Genomic DNA, 19,604 nt, shown 5'->3' on the forward strand with positions numbered 1-19,604 from the left:
AGTCGAGCGTCAAGCCGTGGCCGACAGGCCGCCAGATTCCAACCGATCACCGGCAGGACTTGTCAGCAATACCGTTCAGGACAGGCGCTCGGCTTTCAGGCCAAGCAGCTCCCAATCGAACTCGACGCCGGTTCCCGGTACATCGGGGGCGACAGCTCGTGAATCCTCGAGCTGGAAAGGCCGCGTGGTATAGCGATCGATGGGAAAGGAATGCACTTCGATCCAACCGGCATTGGGCTGTGCTGATACCAGGCTGACGTGCAACTCCTGCATGCCATGACTGCAAACGGCCAGGCCCTTCTCGGCAGCCATTGCCGCCACTCTCAGCCAGCCCGTGATACCACCGCAATTGGACGCATCCGGCTGGATGAAACTGAGTGCAGCCTGATCCAGTGCATAACCGAATTCATGTTCGGTATGCAGATTCTCACCCATTGCCAACGGCATGCCGGTAGCGGCAGCGATGCGCGCATAACCGGCATAATCATCGGGAATGATCGGTTCTTCGAACCAGTAGATGTCATGGGGTTGAAACGCTCTGGCAGCGGCAATCGCCTGCTCGATGTTCATGGAATAGTTGGCATCCACCATGAAAGTGCAGTCTGGCCCGATCAGTTCGCGGATGGCCTTGACCCTTGCCACATCTTCTTCCAGTGTGGGCTGCCCTACCTTGATCTTGACGCCTCGATAACCACTGTCCAGATAGCCCTGCACCTCGGTCAGCAGACGTGGCAGAGAAAAATTCAGATCGATACCGCCCCGGTAGGCTCGACAGCTGCTGTCGGCAGCACCCGCCATTTTTCTCAACGATTCCCCGCGGCGCTTGCCTCGCAGATCCCATAGCGCGATATCCACCGCGGATATCGCAAACGAGGCAATGCCTCCACGGGCGACGTAATGCACATGCCATTGCATCTCGTCATGCAGGCTCTCGACATCGTCAGCCTCTCGCCCCAGCAGAAAGGGCTCGAGATCATGATTGAGCATGGCGGCGATGGCGTGCCCGCCCTTGCCTCCCGTGTAGGTGTAGCCGGTGCCGGTCAAGCCATCGTCGGTCTTCACGATGACAACGATCAGCTCGAAATCGGTGTGCGCCCCATGCTTGGCATCGACCAGCACTTCATCCAGTGGCACCTTGAGGTGTCTTGTCTCAATGCTGCTGATGATAGCCATCGATTGTCTCACCGGGTAGGAAAAATTCGAAGTTTGATCGTACAATAATTTCTTTACTCACACAACATCCATCCTTTATCAAGATATTTACTGCTAAAAAAGGAAAAATCGACATTTTTTGTATTATCAAAATGAACACTGCCAGCCAGGAGAGTTCACTGTAACCGATCTGTCATTTCCCGCGCCTAACATCGCCGATTTGTCCATGGAGAGCAAAACGGTGGCGATATCGGAAATTGAAGGAACAGGCCCCGGCCTGCTGGACCGGGAAAGACCGGGAACCTGGCAGCAATGGGTTGGTGTCGCGGCACTGGTGTACCTGCTGATCTGCGCGGTAGGCATGATCGGCTCGGGCTTCAAGGCCGCAGCAGGCGAGCATGCCGAGCAATTGTTCGCGTTTGCGGTCAACCCCTTTGCAGGTCTGGTTGTCGGCACGGTGGCCACCGCGCTGATTCAATCTTCCTCCACCGTCACCTCCATCATAGTCGGACTGGTTGCCGGCGGACTGCCGGTTGCCGTGGCCGTTCCCATGGTCATGGGTGCAAATATCGGCACATCGATCACCAATACACTCGTGTCACTGGGTCATGTTCGTGAAAAGAAGGAATTTGCGCGTGCGTTTTCCGCTGCAACCGTGCATGACTTCTTCAACCTGTTCTCGGTAATGATCTTCCTGCCTCTCGAAATCAGTTTCGGCCTACTCGAGCGCATCGGCAAGTTTCTCGCACAGCCATTCTATGGCGGTGCCGATGCTTCCATGAGCAGCTTCAATTTCGTCAAGGCAGCCACCGCACCGGTAGTCAATACCGCCAAGAACCTGATTCTGCCACTGGGTGACCCTCTCGGCGGTATCGTACTGGCTCTGTTCGGTATTGCACTGATCTTCCTGTCGATCACACTGGTCGGCCGCTTGCTGAAACTGCTGATGGTAGGCAAAGCGCGAGACATCATGCATACCGCCATCGGCAAGGGACCTCTGTCCGGGATCTTCTCCGGCACGCTGGTTACCACACTGGTTCAATCCTCTTCCACCACCACATCGCTGATGGTACCGCTGGCCGGCTCCGGCGCATTCACGCTCAAACAGATCTACCCGTTCACCCTCGGCGCCAACATCGGCACCTGCCTGACAGCCGTGCTCGCGGCAACCGCGGTTACCGGGAATGGTGAGGCCGCCTTGCAGATTGCCTTCATTCATCTGAGCTACAACGTGCTAGGTGTCGCCTTCATCTACGGCGTGCCCTTTCTCAGAGACCTGCCAGTCAAGGCAGCACAATGGCTGGGCGCAACCGCGTCGGAAAACAAACTGGCGGCGTTGGCCTATATTCTGAGCGTCTTCTTCATTGCACCGGGCCTGTGCCTCGGTATCTCCGCTCTGGCTTGAGGATAACGATGATGAATGAACTGAAGACTCTCAGTAACGACAATCTGCACGCACTGATAAACCAGACAGAAGATACGCTGGCAGAACTCAGGGGTGAACTGGAACTGCGTGATGCCCGAGCCCAGGAACGAGAACTGGACAATCTCGAGCATCACATGAAGAGTGCCGAATTGAACCTGAAATCCATTCAGGATTTCCTGCGTTACCTGATCGAAGAAGCACGCAGAAGCCGAAGCTGACTTGCGGGCTTGGAACAGCCGGCATCGCTCCACGGAGGGAGCCGGCTGACCTGCTACTCACTACTCTTTGCACGCACCACGCACAACGCAGCACGCAGCACAGCGCAATTGTGCAAACAATCGGGAATCGACTGAAATTGCCCTGCCATCTGCCGCCAAGGCTCGCAGGCGATATACACTTGATGGCCGATGCGACTCAAATACCAGCTATTTCTCGCCATGCTGCTTGGCAGCGGGCTGCTTATCGCCCTGATGTATGCGATCAACAGCTGGAGCTTCAACCGTGGCTTTCTGGGCTACATCAATAGTGTCGAGGTTGCCAGAATAGAACCGATCGTCGATGATCTGGCAGCCAATTATGTGGAACATGGCGGTTGGGAATGGATCGCCGCCAGCCGATCCCGTTGGGGCGCCATCATCGATCAGCATCTCGGCCTGCCTGCCAATCGTCGTGGCCGACCTGGCCCCGGACCAAAGCCGGATTTCCCACTGGAACATCCACCTGCCAGCGGAGAAGGACGTCCAGCCGCCGTCGGCAAACCCCCGCCCAGGGACAAACCGGAAAGAGGTCCGGGCAATCTGACGCTGGACCCGAGACTGTTGCTGGCCAATGCCGACAACGTCGTTCTGTACGGGTTCATGGGCGCTGACATCGATTCATCCGAGACCACCTGGCTTCCGATCAGCGTGGACGAGCATGTCGTCGGTTATCTGGGCTATCGGCTTCTGCAGCAACCGGCCGGCCAGCTCGATCAGGTCTTCGCTGATCAGCAGCGACGTGGTTTCGGCTACGCGGCACTGGCCATGATTGCACTGTCGGCACTTCTGGCAGCGGCATTGTCTGCACGAATCGTTGGCCCGATTCTGCATATTCGCAATTCGGTTCGCCGTATTCGCAAGGGCAAGTACGACCAGCATATCGACATGACGCGGCGAGACGAAATCGGGGATCTGGCCCGGGACATCAATCGCCTGGCAGCGGCACTCGACAAGAATCTCAGCGCACGCCAGCAATGGCTGGCGGAAATCTCTCACGAACTGCGCACCCCCGTGGCGATACTGCAAGGCGAGTTGGAGGCCATGCTCGATGGCGTCATGCCGATCGATGAGCCTGCCATTCGATCCCTGCATGACGAATCCCTGCGCTTGTCACGGCTGATCAATGATCTGCACAAACTGACTCTGTCGGACATCGGAGCCCTGGACTATCGATTTGAAGTGCTGGATCTGGTGGAACTGATCGGCGAACGCTGTCGACTGGCGCAGCCGCTGGCCAGCGCCCGCTCGCTGATCATCAGCACGGATTTCAGCACGCAGAACGCCTTCATGAAAGCCGATTGCGAACGGATGGCTCAACTCGCCGACAATCTGCTGCAGAATTCCATTCGCCATACCGATCCTGAAGGCACGATCATTGTCAGTATTGCCATCATCGACCAGAGCATTTCCCTGTGCTGCAAGGACAGCTCGCCAGGCGTGACCACGCAGCAGCTGCCGCATCTGTTTGAAGCACTTTATCGCACCGATGCCTCGCGCAACCGTGATACCGGCGGAGCCGGTCTGGGCCTTGCCATCGTCAGCAGGATCGTGGAGGCTCATGAAGGCAGCGTCGAGGCATCACATTCGGAACTGGGCGGTCTGGCCATCACCATTCGCTTTCCGCTGCATCGTTGAGTGCCCATGAAAATAGCCATCGTCGAAGACGAACCAAAACTTGCCAGAATTCTGCAAGGCTATCTGCAGAAGGAAGACTACGACACCGAGATATTCGATGACGGGCAGCTTGCGCTGGACGCCATACTGGCCTCCCCACCCGACCTTGTGCTGCTGGACCTCATGCTTCCCGGCCTCGATGGCATGAACGTATGCCGGGAAATCCGCCAGCAGCTGGACGTTGCCATCATCATGATGACAGCTCGAGTGGAGGAGGTCGATCGCCTGCTGGGCCTGGAAATCGGCGCCGATGATTACATCTGCAAACCCTTCAGTCCGCGAGAAGTGGTTGCCAGGGTCAAGGCCGTTCTTCGTCGCACGCAACCGCAGGCCGAATCATCGACTGTCGATCAGCACTTCGAACTGGACGAGGACAGAGCAGTCGTCAGACTCTGTGGAGACAGATGCTGCACACTGACTCTGGTTGAACTGCGCTTGCTGAAGACACTCAGTGACAAGCCCGGCCAGATCTTCAGCCGCGATCAGCTGATGCAGCGCATCTACATGGACAACCGGATTGTCAGTGATCGAACCATTGACAGTCATGTCAAGAAGATCCGGCACAAGCTGCACGACATCCATCCCGAAGCGGAATACGTGCATTCGGTCTATGGTATCGGCTACAAGTTCGAATTGCCGGAGCTCACTGACTGAGCTCGATCAGTACAACTGCGGATCTCGTCAGAGCCGCGGCAGTGCCAACTCAGTCAGGCACCAGTCTCATGCCTGCCAGAATTCGGACAGCTCTTCGGATTGCACGACATGACAGTAGATCATGTTGATGATCTCCAGCTCGTGCCGGTGCAGACGCTCGGTAGCTGCGGCACAGGCATCCTCGACCACCACAACCCCGAAGCTCTCATCGGCCAGACTGCGCACGGTTGAGGACACGCACTGATCCGTGAAGATACCGGCAACAACGACATCACGGATCCCCATGTTCTGCAGAATCAGACGCAGGTTGGTACCCGTCAGAGCCGAGTCTGTGGTCTTCAATACCGTGATCTCGTCACCTTGAGGCTCCAGCTGATCCACGATCTGGCTATCTTCGCGATCTTTGGGCAGTAGCAGGTAATTGAAACCCGGCTTCTTCTGACTCAATGAGCGGTCCCGACCATCATCCTTGAGACAGGCAATGCGGGCGAATATCACCTCCACACCACGGTCTCTGGCATCGGCAATCAGGCGGGCGGTATTGGGAATGACGATATTGTTCATGCGATCGAAGAACGGTTGCCAACGCGCAGCCTCTGTCTCGTCATCCGGTACTTCCAGATAGGTATTCTGAATATCGATGACCAGCAACGCAGTGGTCTCTGGTTGCAACACGATATCGTCAGGCGGATCCGCCTGTTCATAATAGAACGATCGATAGGCCGTTTTCCAGGACATCAACAGCATCTCCTCTTGAGTTTGATTGGTGGGTTCGTATCGGCCTGCTTCTCAGGCGGACCAGTGATTGTCGCCATGGTTCAGCAGTATCTGCTGCCGGGGCGCCGCGCCTACCGCATGCATGACGGACACCAGTTCATCCGTCGAGCGTTTGAAGGGTGTTCGCTGGTACTCAGGGTCCGGTATCGGCACGGCTGACAGAAGTCGCTGCGTATAGGCGTGTCGAGGATTGCCCAACACAGCCGCGGCGGGACCGGTCTCGACCACCTGGCCTGCATACAACACGGCCACCCGATCACTCACCTGCTCCACAACCGCCATGTCGTGCGAGATGAACAGATAACTCAGCCCTTCATCGTCCTGTAGTTCACGCAGCAACTCCAGCACCTGTGCCTGCACCGACACATCCAGTGCCGATACGCATTCATCCGCAACAATCACTTTCGGGTTCAAGGCCAGTGCCCGAGCAATGCAGACACGTTGTCGCTGCCCACCGGAAAATTCATGCGGATGGCGCCGCATGGCATCCAGCGGCAGGCCGACGCGCTGGAACAACCATGCGACTCTGTCGTCGAGTTCCATGCCATTCGCCAGTCCATGCACGAGCAGAGGTTCCGCCACCTGCTCATCTACCGTCATGCGCGGATCCAGAGAGGCGTAGGGGTCCTGAAAGATCATCTGTACATCGCGTCGAACGCTCTGCAGCGAGCGTCGATTCAGGCCACGGGTTGCGCGGCCGGCAATCCTGATTTCCCCGTCGAAAGGCAACAGAGACATCAGCGCCTTGCCGATGGTGCTCTTGCCACTGCCTGACTCACCCACCAGAGACAGTGTCTCACCGGCCTCGATGGAAAAAGAGACCTTTTCCACGGCATGCACATTCTGCTGCACGCGATTCAACAGTCCACCTCTGACCGGAAAGCGTACTGACAGATCATTGACTTCCACCACGGTAGCTCTACTTGCCATTTGCGCGACTGGTGTTGCAGCAGTCACGCTACCCAACCGAGGGACTGCAGCCAGCAACTCACGGGTGTATTCTGTCGAAGGGTTCGTGAACAGCTGCCTGACCGGTGATGTCTCCACCTGCTTTCCGGCCCGCATGACGATGACACGGTCGGCAATTTCGGCAACCACCCCCATGTCATGCGTGATCATGATGACCGCGGTACCGGCGCGTTTCTGCAATTTCGCGATCAAATCCAGAATTTCCGCCTGCACCGTCACGTCCAGCGCCGTTGTCGGTTCATCGGCAATCAGCACATCCGGCTGACAGGCCAGCGCGATGGCGATCACCACACGCTGACGCATGCCACCCGACAACTCGTGTGGGTACTGTTTCAGACGTCGCTCCGGTGCAGTCATGCGCACCTCCTTCAACAACTCGAGCGCCGCCCTGGATGCTGCGGCTGCCGTGATGTTCTGGTGCGCAATCAGTACCTCGGTGATCTGCTCACCGATGGTCATGACAGGATTCAGCGACGTCATGGGTTCCTGAAAGATCATTGCCACGCGCGTGGCTCTGATCCTGCGATACTCGGATTCCGGCAGATCGACCAGATCCTTGCCAGCAAGCAGAATCTGCCCACCCGTGATACGCGCTGCCGGCTTGGGCAACAAGCCCATGATGGCCATGGCAGTCAGGGATTTTCCGGAGCCCGATTCACCGGCAAGACAGAGAACCTCATTGGGCATCAGAGAAAAATCGATGCCATCCAGTACCGTCTTGCCGCCACTGGCCGTGGCTACCTGAATGGTCAGCCCCCTGACCTGCAGCAAGGGCTGCAGCGGCTCCCCGCTACCTGTCGGCTCGATCTCGTTTGCGCAGTTGGATGTACTCATCACATGTCATTCAAAGACGATACGCGGAAAGTAGAACGACACCACCCAATTGGGCTGATCGACGATCTCGGAAATACGCAGGTCACCACAGACCGAACACAGCAGGTAGGCATCCGTGGCTGACAGGCCACGGGTGGCACACAGCAGGTCGATCATTCCGGACAGAGCCGCTCTGGCCCCTTCCATCAGATCGCTACCGATCCCCGTGGTGACCTCATAACCGGCTGAGTCAAGATGATTGGTCACCGGACCGGGGGTCGTGAAACGCGGCATGGCCAGAGTCTGCTGCTTCATCAGATCCAGCTTGAGTGCAACCGACATGGGGCTTTCGATGGCTGTACCACAGACTTCGCCATCACCTTGTGCCGCATGCGTATCACCAATGGAGAACAGCGCGCCTGCCACTTCAACCGGCAGATAGAGCACGGAGCCTGCGGCCAGATCACGGATATCCAGATTGCCTCCTACCCTTCTGGGAGGAACCACCGAATGCAAGCCAGGCTCTGCCGGTGCAACGCCGATCGTTCCCGCGAAGGGCTTCAGCGGAACTCTGGCCTCATGATTGAACAAGGCCGGCTGCAGAGTATCAGCCTGATAGCTCCAGATCTTCAAGGCCGGCTCGGTGAACTGTTCTGCCAGCAAACCGAAACCGGGAATGTTCGCTGTCCAGCCAAACCCCGAAGGTTCATAGGACAGCAGTTCAACCCTCAGTACATCGCCTGGTTCGGCGCCATCCACGTATATGGGTCCGGTAACCGGATTGACCTTGCCGAAGTCCAGAGACGCAACATCCGCAACCGTGCTCTCCGGCGTCAACTGTCCGGCAGAGCTGTCAAGACACTCGAACTCCAGAGTAGTGCCGGGAGCCACACTCTGCACCGGCCTGATCGAATGATCCCACCCGAAATGATGATGGGCTCCGTGAATGGTGTACTGAGGGCTGTTGCACATGATGGTTATTGAGCCGCTGTTGAGTAGACGTAGTCATAATTGACCGGTACATGCACCGGGTCAACGAAGATGGCATCATCACCGCCGACGGCCGGCGAACGCATGGTAAAACGCTGCTCGTTGAACACGGGCACCCAGGGAGCATCTTCCATGATCGACAGGTAGATCTCACGCCACATCTGCTCACGTTCAGCCGTCTTCGCAGGATCGGTCATGGCATCTGCCGCGACAGCCTTGGCATCCAGCTCTTCATTGCAGTACCAGGCCCAGTTCCAGCCGCCGGGAACCGCACCGGCACAGCCAAGAATGGGGCCATAGAAGTTGGATGGATCCGGGAAGTCGGCAATCCAGGCCATGCCGCCTGACCAGATCATCGGTGCCTGATCGGGCTCACCACCGGCTGCGATGACATTGGCCTGTGCCAACGACTTGATGGAGGCATCGATGCCAATGGCCTTCAGGTCCTGCTGAATGGACTGTGCGATACGGGGGTTGGGGTCAGTGTTGTACACATACAACTCTGTCGTGAATCCATCCGCAAGACCAGCCTCGGCGAGCATTGCCTTGGCAGCATCCGGATCGTAGGCATAGCCTTCGTAATCCGGTGCATAACCGGGCATGGTCGGCGGCAAGGGCTGATTGGCAACCACAGCTCGACCATTGATGACTCGCACAATGCGTTCCTTGTTGATGGCCATGTTGACCGCCTGCCGCACCAATTTGTTGTCAAATGGTGGCATCTTCACGTTCATGGTGATGTAACCGGTCTGCAACTGCCCGCCTTCGATGATGAAGTCCTTGAACTGCTCGTCCTTGGAGACTTCCACGAACTTTGCCGGCGGAATGCCGTCTCCCGGTATGTCCACTTCGCCCTGTTGCAGACGCAGCAAGGCAACTACCGGCTCCTGTCCCACCTCGAAGGTGATCTGATCCAGATTCGGCAGTCCTTCTTTCCAGTAGTCCTCATTGCGGGAGAAGATCAGATGCTGACCCAATGTCCAGTCACTGAGCTCGAAGGCCCCGGTGCCCACCGGATTCTTGCCGAAGTCCGCTCCGAATTCCTCAACGACTTCCCTGGGAACCACGGAAGAGAAGTTGATGGCCATGACGTGCAGAAAAGTTGCATCCGGTCTGGACAAGGTGATGCTGATGGTCTGCGGATCCAGTACCGAGACACCTGTAAGGCTCTGCGCCTCTCCGGATGCCATCTCTTCATAACCGGCGATGGATGCAAAGAAGCCGGCACCTGGACTCTGTGTTTCCGGGTTGGTGACCCTGTCCAGGGAATACTTGACGTCCTCTGCCGTCATTGCACGTCCATTGTGAAAGGTCACGCCTTCGCGCAAAGTGAATGTGTAGGTCAGGCCATCGTCCGAGAGAGTGTGGCTTTCTGCCAGATCGTTGACCAACTCCGTTGTGCCTGGCTTGTAATCCATCAGTCCATCGAACAGGCTCTTGATCATCGACCAGTTCTGCCAGTCGTAACCGATGGCCGGATCCAGCGTCGATACATCATCCTTGTAGGTGACAATCATGCTTCCACCATTGGCAGCATCATCGGCAAGTAGAGGCACGGGGGATGCCAGGCCCAATACGGCAGCAGCCACTGGTGCGAGTACGTGTTTCTTCATTTGAATTCTCCGTCAGAAATCGGTTGGTTTGCGGTAGGAACTATCGGACTCGGATTCGTGGATCAACCAACGGCGCCACCAGGTCGGCCAGCAGGTTGCCAATGACAATGGCGCAGGCCGATACCAGTGTGACCCCCATGATGATGGGGATATCCACTCGCTGGATGGCCTGCCAGGCCAGCTGTCCGATTCCCGGCCAGCTGAACACACTTTCCACAACGACGATGCCACTCATGAACATGCCGATATCGATGCCGATCATGGCGATGATCGGCAGAATGGCATTGGGCATGACATGGCGAAAAAGAATACGACTACCGGACAGTCCCTTCGAACGTGCCGTACGCACATAATCCTTTTCCAGTACATCGATCATGCTGGAGCGCATCATCCGGGCATACCAGCCAGCGCCGAGTATTCCCAGGGTCAGCGCCGGCAGCACAAGATGGGCGAATGTCCCATAGCCGCCAATGGGCGCCCAATGCAGTTTCACGGCAAACACGTACAACAACAGTATGCCGATGACGAACTGCGGCGCCGATACCGATGTGAATGACACGACCGTCAGAACACGGTCGGTTCGGCTGTTGCGCCACAGGGCGGATATGACACCCAACGCCAATCCGATGATGAGTTCACACACGATCGCGCCTGCCATCAGCAGCAGGGTGGCTGGCAAACGAGCCGCAATCAGCTCCGACACTTCTGTCTTCTGCAAGTAGGAGCGCCCGAGATCTCCCTGCAGCAGATTGGTGAGGTAGTTCCAGTACTGCTGGTACAGCGGCAGATTCAAGCCCAACTGCTCACGGATGTTCTCGACCGTCTGTGCGGTGGCACTTCTGCCGGCTATCTGTCGGGCAGGATCTGCCGGCAGCAGGTACAACAGCAGAAAGGTCACGATGGAGATACCCAGCAGGATCAGCAGGGATTCCACGATGCGTTTCAGCAGATGAATACTCATGACAGGGACCACCCGACGTGTACCTGTCCCGGGCGAGGAGCAACTCTGACCCCGTATCCGTAGTTGATGCTCATCCGTGTCGCCCCTTCAGCGTCGGGTCCAGAATATCCCGCAGCGCATCTCCCACCAGATTGAATGCCAGCGCCATCAGCAGAATGGCAACCCCCGGGATGAACACCAGCCAGGGGGCTGACGAAAAGTAGGTCTGATTCTCGAAGATGATATTGCCCCAACTCGGCGTGGGAGGCTGCACGCCCACGCCGAGATAGCTCAACGTGGCCTCGAGCAATACGGTTGTCGAGATGCCCAAGGTACTGAACACCACGATGGAGGACAGCAGGTGCGGCAGCACATGTCGGAACAGCACCCTGAACGGCCCCGAACCCATGGATATCTGTGCCTGAATGAAGTCCCGCTCTGTCAGCGAGCGCGTCTCGGTGTACACCACTCTGGCCATCTGTACCCAGTTGACCATGGCGATCACCATCGCCACGATCCACAGGCTCGGCTCGAATATCGCCGCCAGGACGATGGCCAGCAGCAGGGCCGGAAACGCCATCATCAGATCGGTGAAGCGCATCAGCAGGACTGCGGTCAAGCCACCGAAGTAGCCTGCGGTCACCCCCACCAGCGTGCCCAGTACCGCCGACAGGCCATTGGCCACCACACCGATGATCAGGGATGTCTGTGCACCCACGATCAGGCGCGACAGCAGGTCCCTGCCCAACAGATCGGTTCCCATCCAGTGTTCGGTATTGGGCGCGATGGGTGCCCCTTCGATCGTCAGTCCATCGAAGGGCTGATCATTCGGGTCGTAGGGAGTGATGTAGCTGGCGGTCAAGGCGCAGAACACGATGACAGCAATCAGCGCCAGACCAAAGGCACTCCCGGGGCGCTTCAGCAGCTGCCCGAGTACTCCGGGTCTTCGATGAACCGGAATCGAATCCTGCGCGACCAGCACTTCGCCACTCACAGGACAAGCTCCAGGACCCGAGAAGAGCCAATGGCAATGCAACACGATACGGGTAGGACAATTGGGCACATGAGAATTCAGTCTTCCGGGTGAACGCCGATCTTGCGTCTGTGCATCCGGGCACTGAACTATCGACACAACCCATTACTGCACACGTTATGCCACGGGTTACATGAGATTATTCCCTTGTTTTACAACAACTTGAATTTTCACTTGTATATACAATGCACCTTTATTGTGCGCACATATCCGAAAGTGCACCGGAAGTTCGCAGGTAAAAACAGCCCCCGATTTCATCGAGAACAGCGGCGGTAACATAATGCAAACACCAGCAAACAGCGACGTCTTCAGCCGGCAACGCCCGGCTCGATCCCCTGGTTGATTCCGCACGAAGCGGCAAACCGTATATCATGCCCTCGCACGGATGCGTACGACACCAGCTCAGGACAGGCGTCGCCAATGGACATCTCTTGCCAGCCTCTGCTCCCGACCGACTCTCTACTTAACAGGCCCGACACGAAGCACTGACTTCCATGTATCGCTTATTGAGCCGCTCAAGTCACATTCTAGCCATGGGCATGGCCCTCGTCGGCGGACTGCTGTTGATCGGCATTACCGCCCTGACTTGCATTTCCATCATCGGACGCGCCTTGCTGCCACTGGATCTCGGAATCGGGCCCATACAGGGCATCTATGACATCACCGAGATGGGAATGGCTGCTGCCGTCTTTGCTTTCCTCCCCTGGTGCCAGCTGCAGCGCAAGCATGCCACGGTCGATCTGTTCGCACCGCTGTATCCGGCCATCATGAATCGCAGCATCAATCTGCTGGTAGACGTGGCTATGTGCGTGGTTGCCTCTGTCGGTGCCTGGCGCATGTACCTGGGCATGCTGGACAAGATGCGCTACAACGAAACCACATTGATTCTGCAGGCCCCGGTGTGGATCGGATACCTGGCCGGCGTACTGGGTCTGGGTGCGTTTGCACTGGTGGCCGCTTTCTGTGTACTTCGATCCGTCCGGGACTTGAGACGAAAACAGTCCGCCGGAGGACTGGCATGAGCAGTCTGGAACTTGCACTCTGGTCGTTTCCGTTGCTGCTTGGCCTCATCTTTCTGAGAGTACCCATTGCACTGGCCATGATCCTTGTCGGGTTCGGCGGCACCTGCCTGGTCATCGGTACCCCGATGATGCCTCTCAACCAGCTCAAGACACTGACCTACGGCACCTTTTCCAACTACTCCTTTTCCATCATTCCTCTGTTTCTGCTGATGGGCCAGTTCGCCACACTGTCGGGCATGTCAGCCTCGCTGTTCCGTGCCGCCGAAAGCTTTCTGGGACACAAGCGCGGTGGCGTGGCCATGTCGGCCATTGGAGCCTGCGCAGGCTTCGGTGCCATTTGCGGTTCATCCCTTGCCACGGCGGCCACCATGGGCCAGGTCGCCCTGCCGGAACTGCGTCGCTACGGGTATCCCGGATCACTGGCCACCGGCGCTCTGGCCGCTGGCGGCACCCTGGGCATACTCATCCCCCCGTCGGTCATTCTGGTGATCTACGCCATTCTGGCCGAGCAGAACATCGAGAAGCTGTTCATCGCGGCACTGGTCCCGGGACTGCTGGCCGCCGCGGGCTATCTGCTGGCCATATCGATCTGGGTTCGCCTGTCGCCCAATGCTGCCGTCGTGCGCGAACGCTCATCCTGGGCTGAGCGCCTGCTGGCACTGGCATCGGTCTGGCCAGTGGTGCTCATATTCTCTCTGGTAGTGGGCGGTATCTATCTGGGCGTCTTCACCCCGACCGAGGCAGCCGCTGTCGGCGCTGCAGGTACCGGCATTCTGGCCCTGGCATCCGGCCAGATGGACAGGCTCAAATTGCGTAATGCAATTCTGGCGACGGCCACCTCGTCCGCCATGATCTTCCTGATCATCTTCGGTGCCGGCATCTACAACAATTTTCTCGCCCTGACCCAGTTGCCCCAGATCGCAGCAGCCTGGGTCGGTGATCAGGGCTTCTCGCCATGGATGATTCTCACTGCCATCCTGATCATGTATCTGCTGTTCGGCTGCCTCATGGATTCCCTGTCGATGGTGCTGCTGACGGTACCCATCATCTACCCCATTGTCACCGCGCTCGACTTCGGCCTTGCGCCCCAGGATTTCGGTCTGTGGTTCGGCATTCTGATACTGATCGTGGTGGAGGTTGGACTCATCACGCCGCCCGTGGGCATGAACCTGTTCATCATCAACAATCTGGCGAAGGATATTCCCATCGCCCAGACCTACCGGGGTGCACTACCCTTCGTTATCACGGATATGGTTCGAGTGGTACTGCTGGCCGTATTTCCTTCCATCACGCTGTGGCTGGTCTGGTGGTTCGATTCCTTCTGAGGGCACTCGGCAAACGCTCCGCCGCCATGCCATCAGGCAAGCAGCATCAGGGAAACAAGACTGAACAAGCCCGTCCAGACCATGACCTGCGCAATGGTCTCTGTTCTGACGTTGTAGAGTATTGCCAGGCTGAGAGACATCGCCACTGATGGCCCGGCGGCGCTAAGCACATAGATCGGCGCATCGCTCTCCCGATAGGACACCAGATTGATGGCTGCCCAGACACAGGCGGGAAACAGGATCAGCTTGACACCGACAAACAGCGCCACCACGACATCGCGGCGGAAAGTGGTTTCCGATAACACCACACCCAGCGCAAAGAGCGCAACCGGTGCGGCCGCCGCACCGTTGAAATCGACAAAGGTGGTCACAGGCTGCGGCAGGACCAGTCCACTGGCAGCAAACGCGATGCCCGCCATCAAGGCCAGGATGATGGGTGAACGAATGATTGCAAGTCCGAGCACTCGCCAGGAAATTCTGCCATGCCGCACGAACTCCAGAGCAAGAATGACAGCGCTGAAACCGATCAAGCCATCGACGGTCGTGATGGCCACAAACGGTTGCGCCCCCTGTGGCCCATACAGAGCAAGCGCAATCGGCAGTACATAGAAGGCGTTGTTGGCAACAACCCCGCTCATTCCCAGCAGCAGAGATTCCGAGGCGTCTCTGTGCAAGACATGAAAGGCCAGAGTGAAGCCAATCATGAACACGATGAACTCCACCGCCAGATAGGTGCCGATCGGCAGCAGAGTGAAACGCGCGATGTCCACCTGCGAACTGACACCGAACAGGAAAATCGGTAGAAACACGCTCAACGTGAAACGATTGATGACACGCGCCTCGGACACGGTGATCCATCCCGTGCGCCCGAGGATGAAGCCGAGTGCCATGATCGTGAATATCGGCAGAATCGTATTGCCGAAAACCGTCAGCAGTTCCAGAGTGGTTCCACTCCTGTATGGATCTCGATGGTCATGTCGCGAACTGTCGTCATGGCAGGCTCAACGCATGGCCTGCGGTAGAAACGTGACAATCTGCGGAAAAACGGTAATCAGGGTAACCAGCATCAATATACCGATGAAAAAGGGCATCACACCCACGATCACTTCCGTGATGGCGCCCCGGTTGCGCACTCCCTGCACGATATACAGATTCATCCCCACTGGCGGCGTCAACAGGGCCAGTTCGCACATGATCACCACGAAGATACCGAACCACACCGGATCATACCCCACGGCGATGACCACGGGAAACAGCACCGGAATGGTGGTGATCATCATCGCCAGCGCATCCAGGAAGCAGCCCAGCACGAGATAGAGCAACACAAGGCACAGAATCAGGGTGACCGGAGACACCTCGAGAGATGAGATGAACGAGGCCACCTGATCAGGCACACCCAGAACCCCCATGCTGAAATTCAGAAAGAAGGCCCCGACGAGTACGAACACGATCATCGCCGTGATGCGTACCGTTGCCAACAGGCTTTCATGCAGCATGGCCAGGCTCAGCTTGCGGTAGTAGGCGGCAAGTGCCAGCGAGGCAACAACGCCCACGGCTGCCGCCTCTGTTGGCGTGGCCCAGCCACCATAAATGCTGCCGATGATGGCAATGAAGATGATCGATGGACCAAGCAGATCGATCAGGCGACCCAGGCGCCCTTCCAGCTCACTGTCATCCACCGCTTGCCCGCAGATACCCGGCCAGAAGAACGCGGCAATGGCAATGATGATCACGAAGAACAGCGCCAGCATCAAGCCCGGCACGATACCGGCAATGAACAGATCACCGATGGATGTATCGGTAATCGCTCCGTAGATGATCAGGTTGATCGAAGGCGGAATGAGAATTCCCAGTGTGGCACCACTGGCGATGGATCCTGCCACCCAGCGCTCATCGTAACGGTGATCGCGGAATGTCGGGAAAGCCACGGTGCTGATCGTAGCCGCCGTGGCCACTGACGACCCCGATATTGCCGAGAACATTGCCGAGGAGGCAATATTGGAATGCAGCAGCCGTCCTGGAAGCCATTGCACCCAATCCGACAATGACCGGTACATGCGCTCCGCAATCTGACTCTTGACCAGTATCTCGCCCATCAGGATATACAGAGGAATGGCTGTCAGCACAAAGCTGTTCATCTGCCCCCACATCAGGTTGCCTGCGGAGTTCAGCATCATGGGGCCGATGCCCCAGATCACACCGATCAGTGCAGTGATCACCATGACCGTACCAACGTGCAAGCCCAGCAACAACAGGGCCATGACACAGACGAAGCCTATCGCGATGATATCCATGCCAACCATCAGTCAGTCCTCCCTTGCGCTTCACCTTCGAACCCGGCTGACAGCAATTCCTGCTGCTCCGACGATTGAGCCTGCAGCAAGGCTTCCACGCCTTCGTGGTCCCCATGCCGAAGACGTGCAACACAGCGCAACAGGGTGACCAGCGACACCAGCACGAACATCACCATGCCGAACACCCATACGCCCTGTGGAATCCACAAGGGTGTCTGCAGAGGTGTGGTAGCCGTTGATCCGAGACGAATGGAAGCTCGCAGGGATCTGACGGCAAACCACAGCATGCCCGATGACACGACCAGCAACACCAGGCTGGCGAGCAGGTGCAGAACCGATCGCAGCGCCATCGTTGCATGCTTCAGGGCAAAATCGACTCTCGTATGCGCATGAGTGACCACGGCATAGCCGAAGCCGACGCTGGCAGAGATTGCCAGAACATACCCACCCAGCTCATCCACTCCCTGCAGGGAGTGGTTGAACAGCTTGCGAGAAACAATCTCGACCGCAGTGAGGATAGCCTGAAGCAGCAGCGCATACCCCGCCAGCAGCGCAACGTAACGCATGAAACGTTCTTCGAGTCTCATTGAATCAGGCCTCCCTTGCTGTCAGTTCTGCGGATCAGTTGCCGAGCGCAGTCATGCCACGAGCTTCACCGACCGTGTCATTCCAGACGGTGGTGCAACCAGGGTAAGTAGCCTCGCAACGCTCGATCCAGTCAGGCAGGACGACTTCCGCCGCAGCCTTCTGGACTCGGGCAATATCTGCCTCCGCGACCGGAACCATTTTCATCGAGAACTTCTCGCCTTCCGAACAGCTGTCCTGCCCGGTATTGCACGCCAGAGCATCATCGTTGATGGTACTTGCCAGCGCCCACTGGGCATCCTCCAGGGTTGCATAAGTCGTCTGTACCTGCTCGCGCTCCTCGTCAGTCAGGCTGTCCCACCAATCGAGATTGGCAAAGATGCCCTGCACTGAGCCCGATACGGACAATGGAATCTGATGCGTTGTCACCTCGGGCCATTTGCCCGAATTGCCAGACGTGGGAGATGTCACACCACAGTCGGCCACTCCTCGTTGCAGCGCTGGATACACTTCACCGAAGTTCAGGGTAACGGGACTGGCACCCAGGTATTCGAGCAGTTCGGACATCGACGGTGTAAAGCTGCGAATCTTCAGATTGGCCAGATCATCCACACTGCCGACATCGGCATTGCAATAGAACACCTGTGGTCCGAAGGGCCACAGGGCAAGAACTGTCGCTCCGAAACGCTCCCGAAGCCGTTCGTCGAACACCTCTCGGTAAGAGTCTACCGCGGCCTTCAGGCTTGGCATATCGGTGGAAACACCAATCAGATCGAGACCTTCGAAGAAGGCATCATCTCGAGCGGCCGTACCGATCTGCACAGATGCAATGTTGAACGCATTGTCCGACACCAACCGCAACCCATCCGCCGTGCTCAGACCCAGACCATCGTAGTTGTTGTACTGAACCTTGAACCCCGCTGCCGTCAGTGTGTCGATGGCCGCGGCTTCGTTGGGGTACTGCTTGGCCGTTGACAGGATCTGGCTCAGCACGCGTACCGACGTATCGGCGACGGCTGGACCGGCGGAAAGAGCAGACATCGTCAGAGCGGCGACCATGGCTTTCTTCAACATGCGTTTTATCTCCGGTTAGGCTGATTGTAGAATTGCATACAATCCGACTTCATACAATTATATTCCTCAGCCTGAATCGCTCGATCACAGGTACAGTATTCTTCGGGAACTGACTGCGAACCTTGACAGTGCGGACAGTCTCCTTTTGGTGCACGCCAAGGGTCAGGGTTTTATTAATGACAATGAACAAGATGAACGCGATAAATCGTAATCCCTTGCACGCGCAAGTTGCCGCAACAATGCGCGACCGAATCATGCAAGGTGAACTGCGGCCGGCGGACAGGCTGAACGAGATTGCGCTATGCGAGGAACTCGACATTTCCCGCACCCCCTTGAGAGAAGCCATAAAGCTGCTGGAAGCCGAAGGGCTGGTGACAATCCGTCCTCACAAGGGAGCCATCGTGGCCGAGATCAGCATGCAGGAAATCAGCGAGGTATTCGATCTGTTGGCGCCGCTCGAAGCTCTGGGCATTCGTCTGGCGATGACGCGCATGTCGGCTGAAGAGAAATCCCGGATCATCGCCCTGCACGACCGCATGATCGCGTTTTACGAGTCAAACGATCGCGAAGGTTGCTTCCTGACGGACTACGAATTTCACAACACCTTGATCGCTGCTGCGCGGCATGACGTCCTGCAATCGACTCACCAGAGTCTGAGCAACCGATCGCAACGAGGCCGCTATCTGGCTCCTCGCTTCGATCAGCAGAAACTGGATATCGCCATGGCTGCCCACCAGGAACTGATTGTCGCCGTGAAGGATGACGAGATCGAGACGGCTGCCCGGCTCATGCACGATCACGTGTTGCTGACGGGCAAGTTCGTCATCGACACACTGAGGGCAAGTGGCGTGGCTAGGGAGTGACTCGGCGACTGGCAGATCAACGCGATTCATCCGTCTTTCAGCTGACGCTCTCCTGGCCGAAGTCCGGCCTCAGGGGGAGAACACTGCCACACAAGAGGGCAGAATGCATCCTGCCGTTGGCACGCAAAACACTCGCACCATGA

Annotated in this window: 18 protein-coding genes; 7 read left to right on the forward strand and 11 right to left on the reverse strand. The window is 57.3% G+C overall.

Translation table 11 applies throughout. The annotated features are described in order from the left end of the window. Positions 1-75: 75 nt before the first annotated feature. Entirely contained in the window at positions 76-1,173 is a 1,098-nt protein-coding gene (locus ACUNV4_RS24135) for a mandelate racemase/muconate lactonizing enzyme family protein (RefSeq protein WP_430881203.1), read from the reverse strand. 220 nt (positions 1,174-1,393) lie between these two features. On the opposite strand from ACUNV4_RS24135, the gene ACUNV4_RS24140 reads away from it, so the two are divergent. The 4 genes from ACUNV4_RS24140 to ACUNV4_RS24155 all read left to right on the forward strand — a co-directional run bounded on the left by ACUNV4_RS24140 (position 1,394) and on the right by ACUNV4_RS24155 (position 5,163). Continuing rightward, entirely contained in the window at positions 1,394-2,557 is a 1,164-nt protein-coding gene (locus ACUNV4_RS24140) for a Na/Pi symporter (protein WP_430881204.1), read from the forward strand. A gap of 11 nt (positions 2,558-2,568) precedes the next feature. Continuing rightward, positions 2,569-2,796 (forward strand): hypothetical protein, encoded by a 228-nt coding sequence (locus ACUNV4_RS24145; protein WP_430881205.1) that lies wholly within the window; start codon positions 2,569-2,571, stop codon positions 2,794-2,796. A gap of 189 nt (positions 2,797-2,985) precedes the next feature. Beyond that, positions 2,986-4,470 (forward strand): ATP-binding protein, encoded by a 1,485-nt coding sequence (locus ACUNV4_RS24150; RefSeq protein WP_430881206.1) that lies wholly within the window; start codon positions 2,986-2,988, stop codon positions 4,468-4,470. Between the two features lie 6 nt (positions 4,471-4,476). Beyond that, entirely contained in the window at positions 4,477-5,163 is a 687-nt protein-coding gene (locus ACUNV4_RS24155; protein WP_430881207.1) for a response regulator, read from the forward strand. A gap of 66 nt (positions 5,164-5,229) precedes the next feature. Here ACUNV4_RS24155 and ACUNV4_RS24160 read toward each other — a convergent pair whose 3' ends face one another. The 6 genes from ACUNV4_RS24160 to ACUNV4_RS24185 form a co-directional block, all read right to left on the reverse strand. After that, positions 5,230-5,901 carry a cysteine hydrolase family protein gene (locus ACUNV4_RS24160; protein WP_430881208.1) on the reverse strand — a complete coding sequence of 224 codons (672 nt, stop codon included), beginning with the start codon at positions 5,899-5,901 and terminating at the stop codon, positions 5,230-5,232. A 51-nt stretch (positions 5,902-5,952) separates the two neighbouring features. Continuing rightward, complete coding sequence (locus ACUNV4_RS24165) at positions 5,953-7,680, reverse strand: ABC transporter ATP-binding protein (RefSeq protein WP_430881293.1); 1,728 nt, start codon at positions 7,678-7,680, stop codon at positions 5,953-5,955. Positions 7,681-7,749: 69 nt separating this feature from the next. Next, the gene (locus ACUNV4_RS24170; RefSeq protein WP_430881209.1) at positions 7,750-8,694 is read right to left on the reverse strand and encodes an acetamidase/formamidase family protein; all 945 of its coding nucleotides are present in this window, start codon (positions 8,692-8,694) and stop codon (positions 7,750-7,752) included. Positions 8,695-8,699: 5 nt separating this feature from the next. Beyond that, positions 8,700-10,325 carry an ABC transporter substrate-binding protein gene (locus ACUNV4_RS24175; RefSeq protein WP_430881210.1) on the reverse strand — a complete coding sequence of 542 codons (1,626 nt, stop codon included), beginning with the start codon at positions 10,323-10,325 and terminating at the stop codon, positions 8,700-8,702. A gap of 40 nt (positions 10,326-10,365) precedes the next feature. Then, the gene (locus ACUNV4_RS24180; RefSeq protein ID WP_430881211.1) at positions 10,366-11,286 is read right to left on the reverse strand and encodes an ABC transporter permease; all 921 of its coding nucleotides are present in this window, start codon (positions 11,284-11,286) and stop codon (positions 10,366-10,368) included. A 70-nt stretch (positions 11,287-11,356) separates the two neighbouring features. Then, entirely contained in the window at positions 11,357-12,259 is a 903-nt protein-coding gene (locus tag ACUNV4_RS24185; protein WP_430881212.1) for an ABC transporter permease, read from the reverse strand. A gap of 572 nt (positions 12,260-12,831) precedes the next feature. On the opposite strand from ACUNV4_RS24185, the gene ACUNV4_RS24190 reads away from it, so the two are divergent. Continuing rightward, positions 12,832-13,320 carry a TRAP transporter small permease gene (locus ACUNV4_RS24190; protein WP_430881213.1) on the forward strand — a complete coding sequence of 163 codons (489 nt, stop codon included), beginning with the start codon at positions 12,832-12,834 and terminating at the stop codon, positions 13,318-13,320. Further along, entirely contained in the window at positions 13,317-14,645 is a 1,329-nt protein-coding gene (locus ACUNV4_RS24195; RefSeq protein ID WP_430881214.1) for a TRAP transporter large permease, read from the forward strand. The genes ACUNV4_RS24190 and ACUNV4_RS24195 overlap by 4 nt, the downstream gene beginning before the upstream one ends. A gap of 32 nt (positions 14,646-14,677) precedes the next feature. Here the strand turns inward: ACUNV4_RS24195 and ACUNV4_RS24200 are convergent, their stop codons facing one another. From ACUNV4_RS24200 to ACUNV4_RS24215, 4 genes are read right to left on the reverse strand one after another with little or no spacing between them, the layout of a single operon-like run. After that, entirely contained in the window at positions 14,678-15,586 is a 909-nt protein-coding gene (locus ACUNV4_RS24200; protein ID WP_430881294.1) for an AEC family transporter, read from the reverse strand. A 60-nt stretch (positions 15,587-15,646) separates the two neighbouring features. Then, positions 15,647-16,948 carry a TRAP transporter large permease gene (locus ACUNV4_RS24205; RefSeq protein ID WP_430881215.1) on the reverse strand — a complete coding sequence of 434 codons (1,302 nt, stop codon included), beginning with the start codon at positions 16,946-16,948 and terminating at the stop codon, positions 15,647-15,649. Further along, the gene (locus tag ACUNV4_RS24210) at positions 16,948-17,526 is read right to left on the reverse strand and encodes a TRAP transporter small permease subunit (RefSeq protein WP_430881216.1); all 579 of its coding nucleotides are present in this window, start codon (positions 17,524-17,526) and stop codon (positions 16,948-16,950) included. The genes ACUNV4_RS24205 and ACUNV4_RS24210 overlap by 1 nt, the downstream gene beginning before the upstream one ends. Positions 17,527-17,560: 34 nt before the next feature. Beyond that, positions 17,561-18,598 carry a TRAP transporter substrate-binding protein gene (locus ACUNV4_RS24215; protein WP_430881217.1) on the reverse strand — a complete coding sequence of 346 codons (1,038 nt, stop codon included), beginning with the start codon at positions 18,596-18,598 and terminating at the stop codon, positions 17,561-17,563. Positions 18,599-18,789: 191 nt separating this feature from the next. On the opposite strand from ACUNV4_RS24215, the gene ACUNV4_RS24220 reads away from it, so the two are divergent. Next, the gene (locus ACUNV4_RS24220; RefSeq protein ID WP_430881218.1) at positions 18,790-19,461 is read left to right on the forward strand and encodes a GntR family transcriptional regulator; all 672 of its coding nucleotides are present in this window, start codon (positions 18,790-18,792) and stop codon (positions 19,459-19,461) included. Positions 19,462-19,604: the final 143 nt, after the last annotated feature.

Source organism: Granulosicoccus sp. 3-233 (assembly GCF_052681095.1).

Coding starts and splice junctions, on each gene's coding strand:
- ACUNV4_RS24210 (WP_430881216.1), bottom strand. CDS start 17,526: ATGAGACTCGAAGAACGTTTCATGCGTTACGTTGCGCTGCTGGCGGGG.
- ACUNV4_RS24180 (WP_430881211.1), bottom strand. CDS start 11,286: ATGAGTATTCATCTGCTGAAACGCATCGTGGAATCCCTGCTGATCCTG.
- ACUNV4_RS24145 (WP_430881205.1), top strand. CDS start 2,569: ATGAATGAACTGAAGACTCTCAGTAACGACAATCTGCACGCACTGATA.
- ACUNV4_RS24190 (WP_430881213.1), top strand. CDS start 12,832: ATGGGCATGGCCCTCGTCGGCGGACTGCTGTTGATCGGCATTACCGCC.
- ACUNV4_RS24215 (WP_430881217.1), bottom strand. CDS start 18,598: ATGTTGAAGAAAGCCATGGTCGCCGCTCTGACGATGTCTGCTCTTTCC.
- ACUNV4_RS24160 (WP_430881208.1), bottom strand. CDS start 5,901: ATGTCCTGGAAAACGGCCTATCGATCGTTCTATTATGAACAGGCGGAT.
- ACUNV4_RS24175 (WP_430881210.1), bottom strand. CDS start 10,325: ATGAAGAAACACGTACTCGCACCAGTGGCTGCTGCCGTATTGGGCCTG.
- ACUNV4_RS24220 (WP_430881218.1), top strand. CDS start 18,790: ATGAACGCGATAAATCGTAATCCCTTGCACGCGCAAGTTGCCGCAACA.
- ACUNV4_RS24195 (WP_430881214.1), top strand. CDS start 13,317: ATGAGCAGTCTGGAACTTGCACTCTGGTCGTTTCCGTTGCTGCTTGGC.
- ACUNV4_RS24170 (WP_430881209.1), bottom strand. CDS start 8,694: ATGTGCAACAGCCCTCAGTACACCATTCACGGAGCCCATCATCATTTC.
- ACUNV4_RS24205 (WP_430881215.1), bottom strand. CDS start 16,948: ATGGTTGGCATGGATATCATCGCGATAGGCTTCGTCTGTGTCATGGCC.
- ACUNV4_RS24150 (WP_430881206.1), top strand. CDS start 2,986: ATGCGACTCAAATACCAGCTATTTCTCGCCATGCTGCTTGGCAGCGGG.
- ACUNV4_RS24135 (WP_430881203.1), bottom strand. CDS start 1,173: ATGGCTATCATCAGCAGCATTGAGACAAGACACCTCAAGGTGCCACTG.
- ACUNV4_RS24155 (WP_430881207.1), top strand. CDS start 4,477: ATGAAAATAGCCATCGTCGAAGACGAACCAAAACTTGCCAGAATTCTG.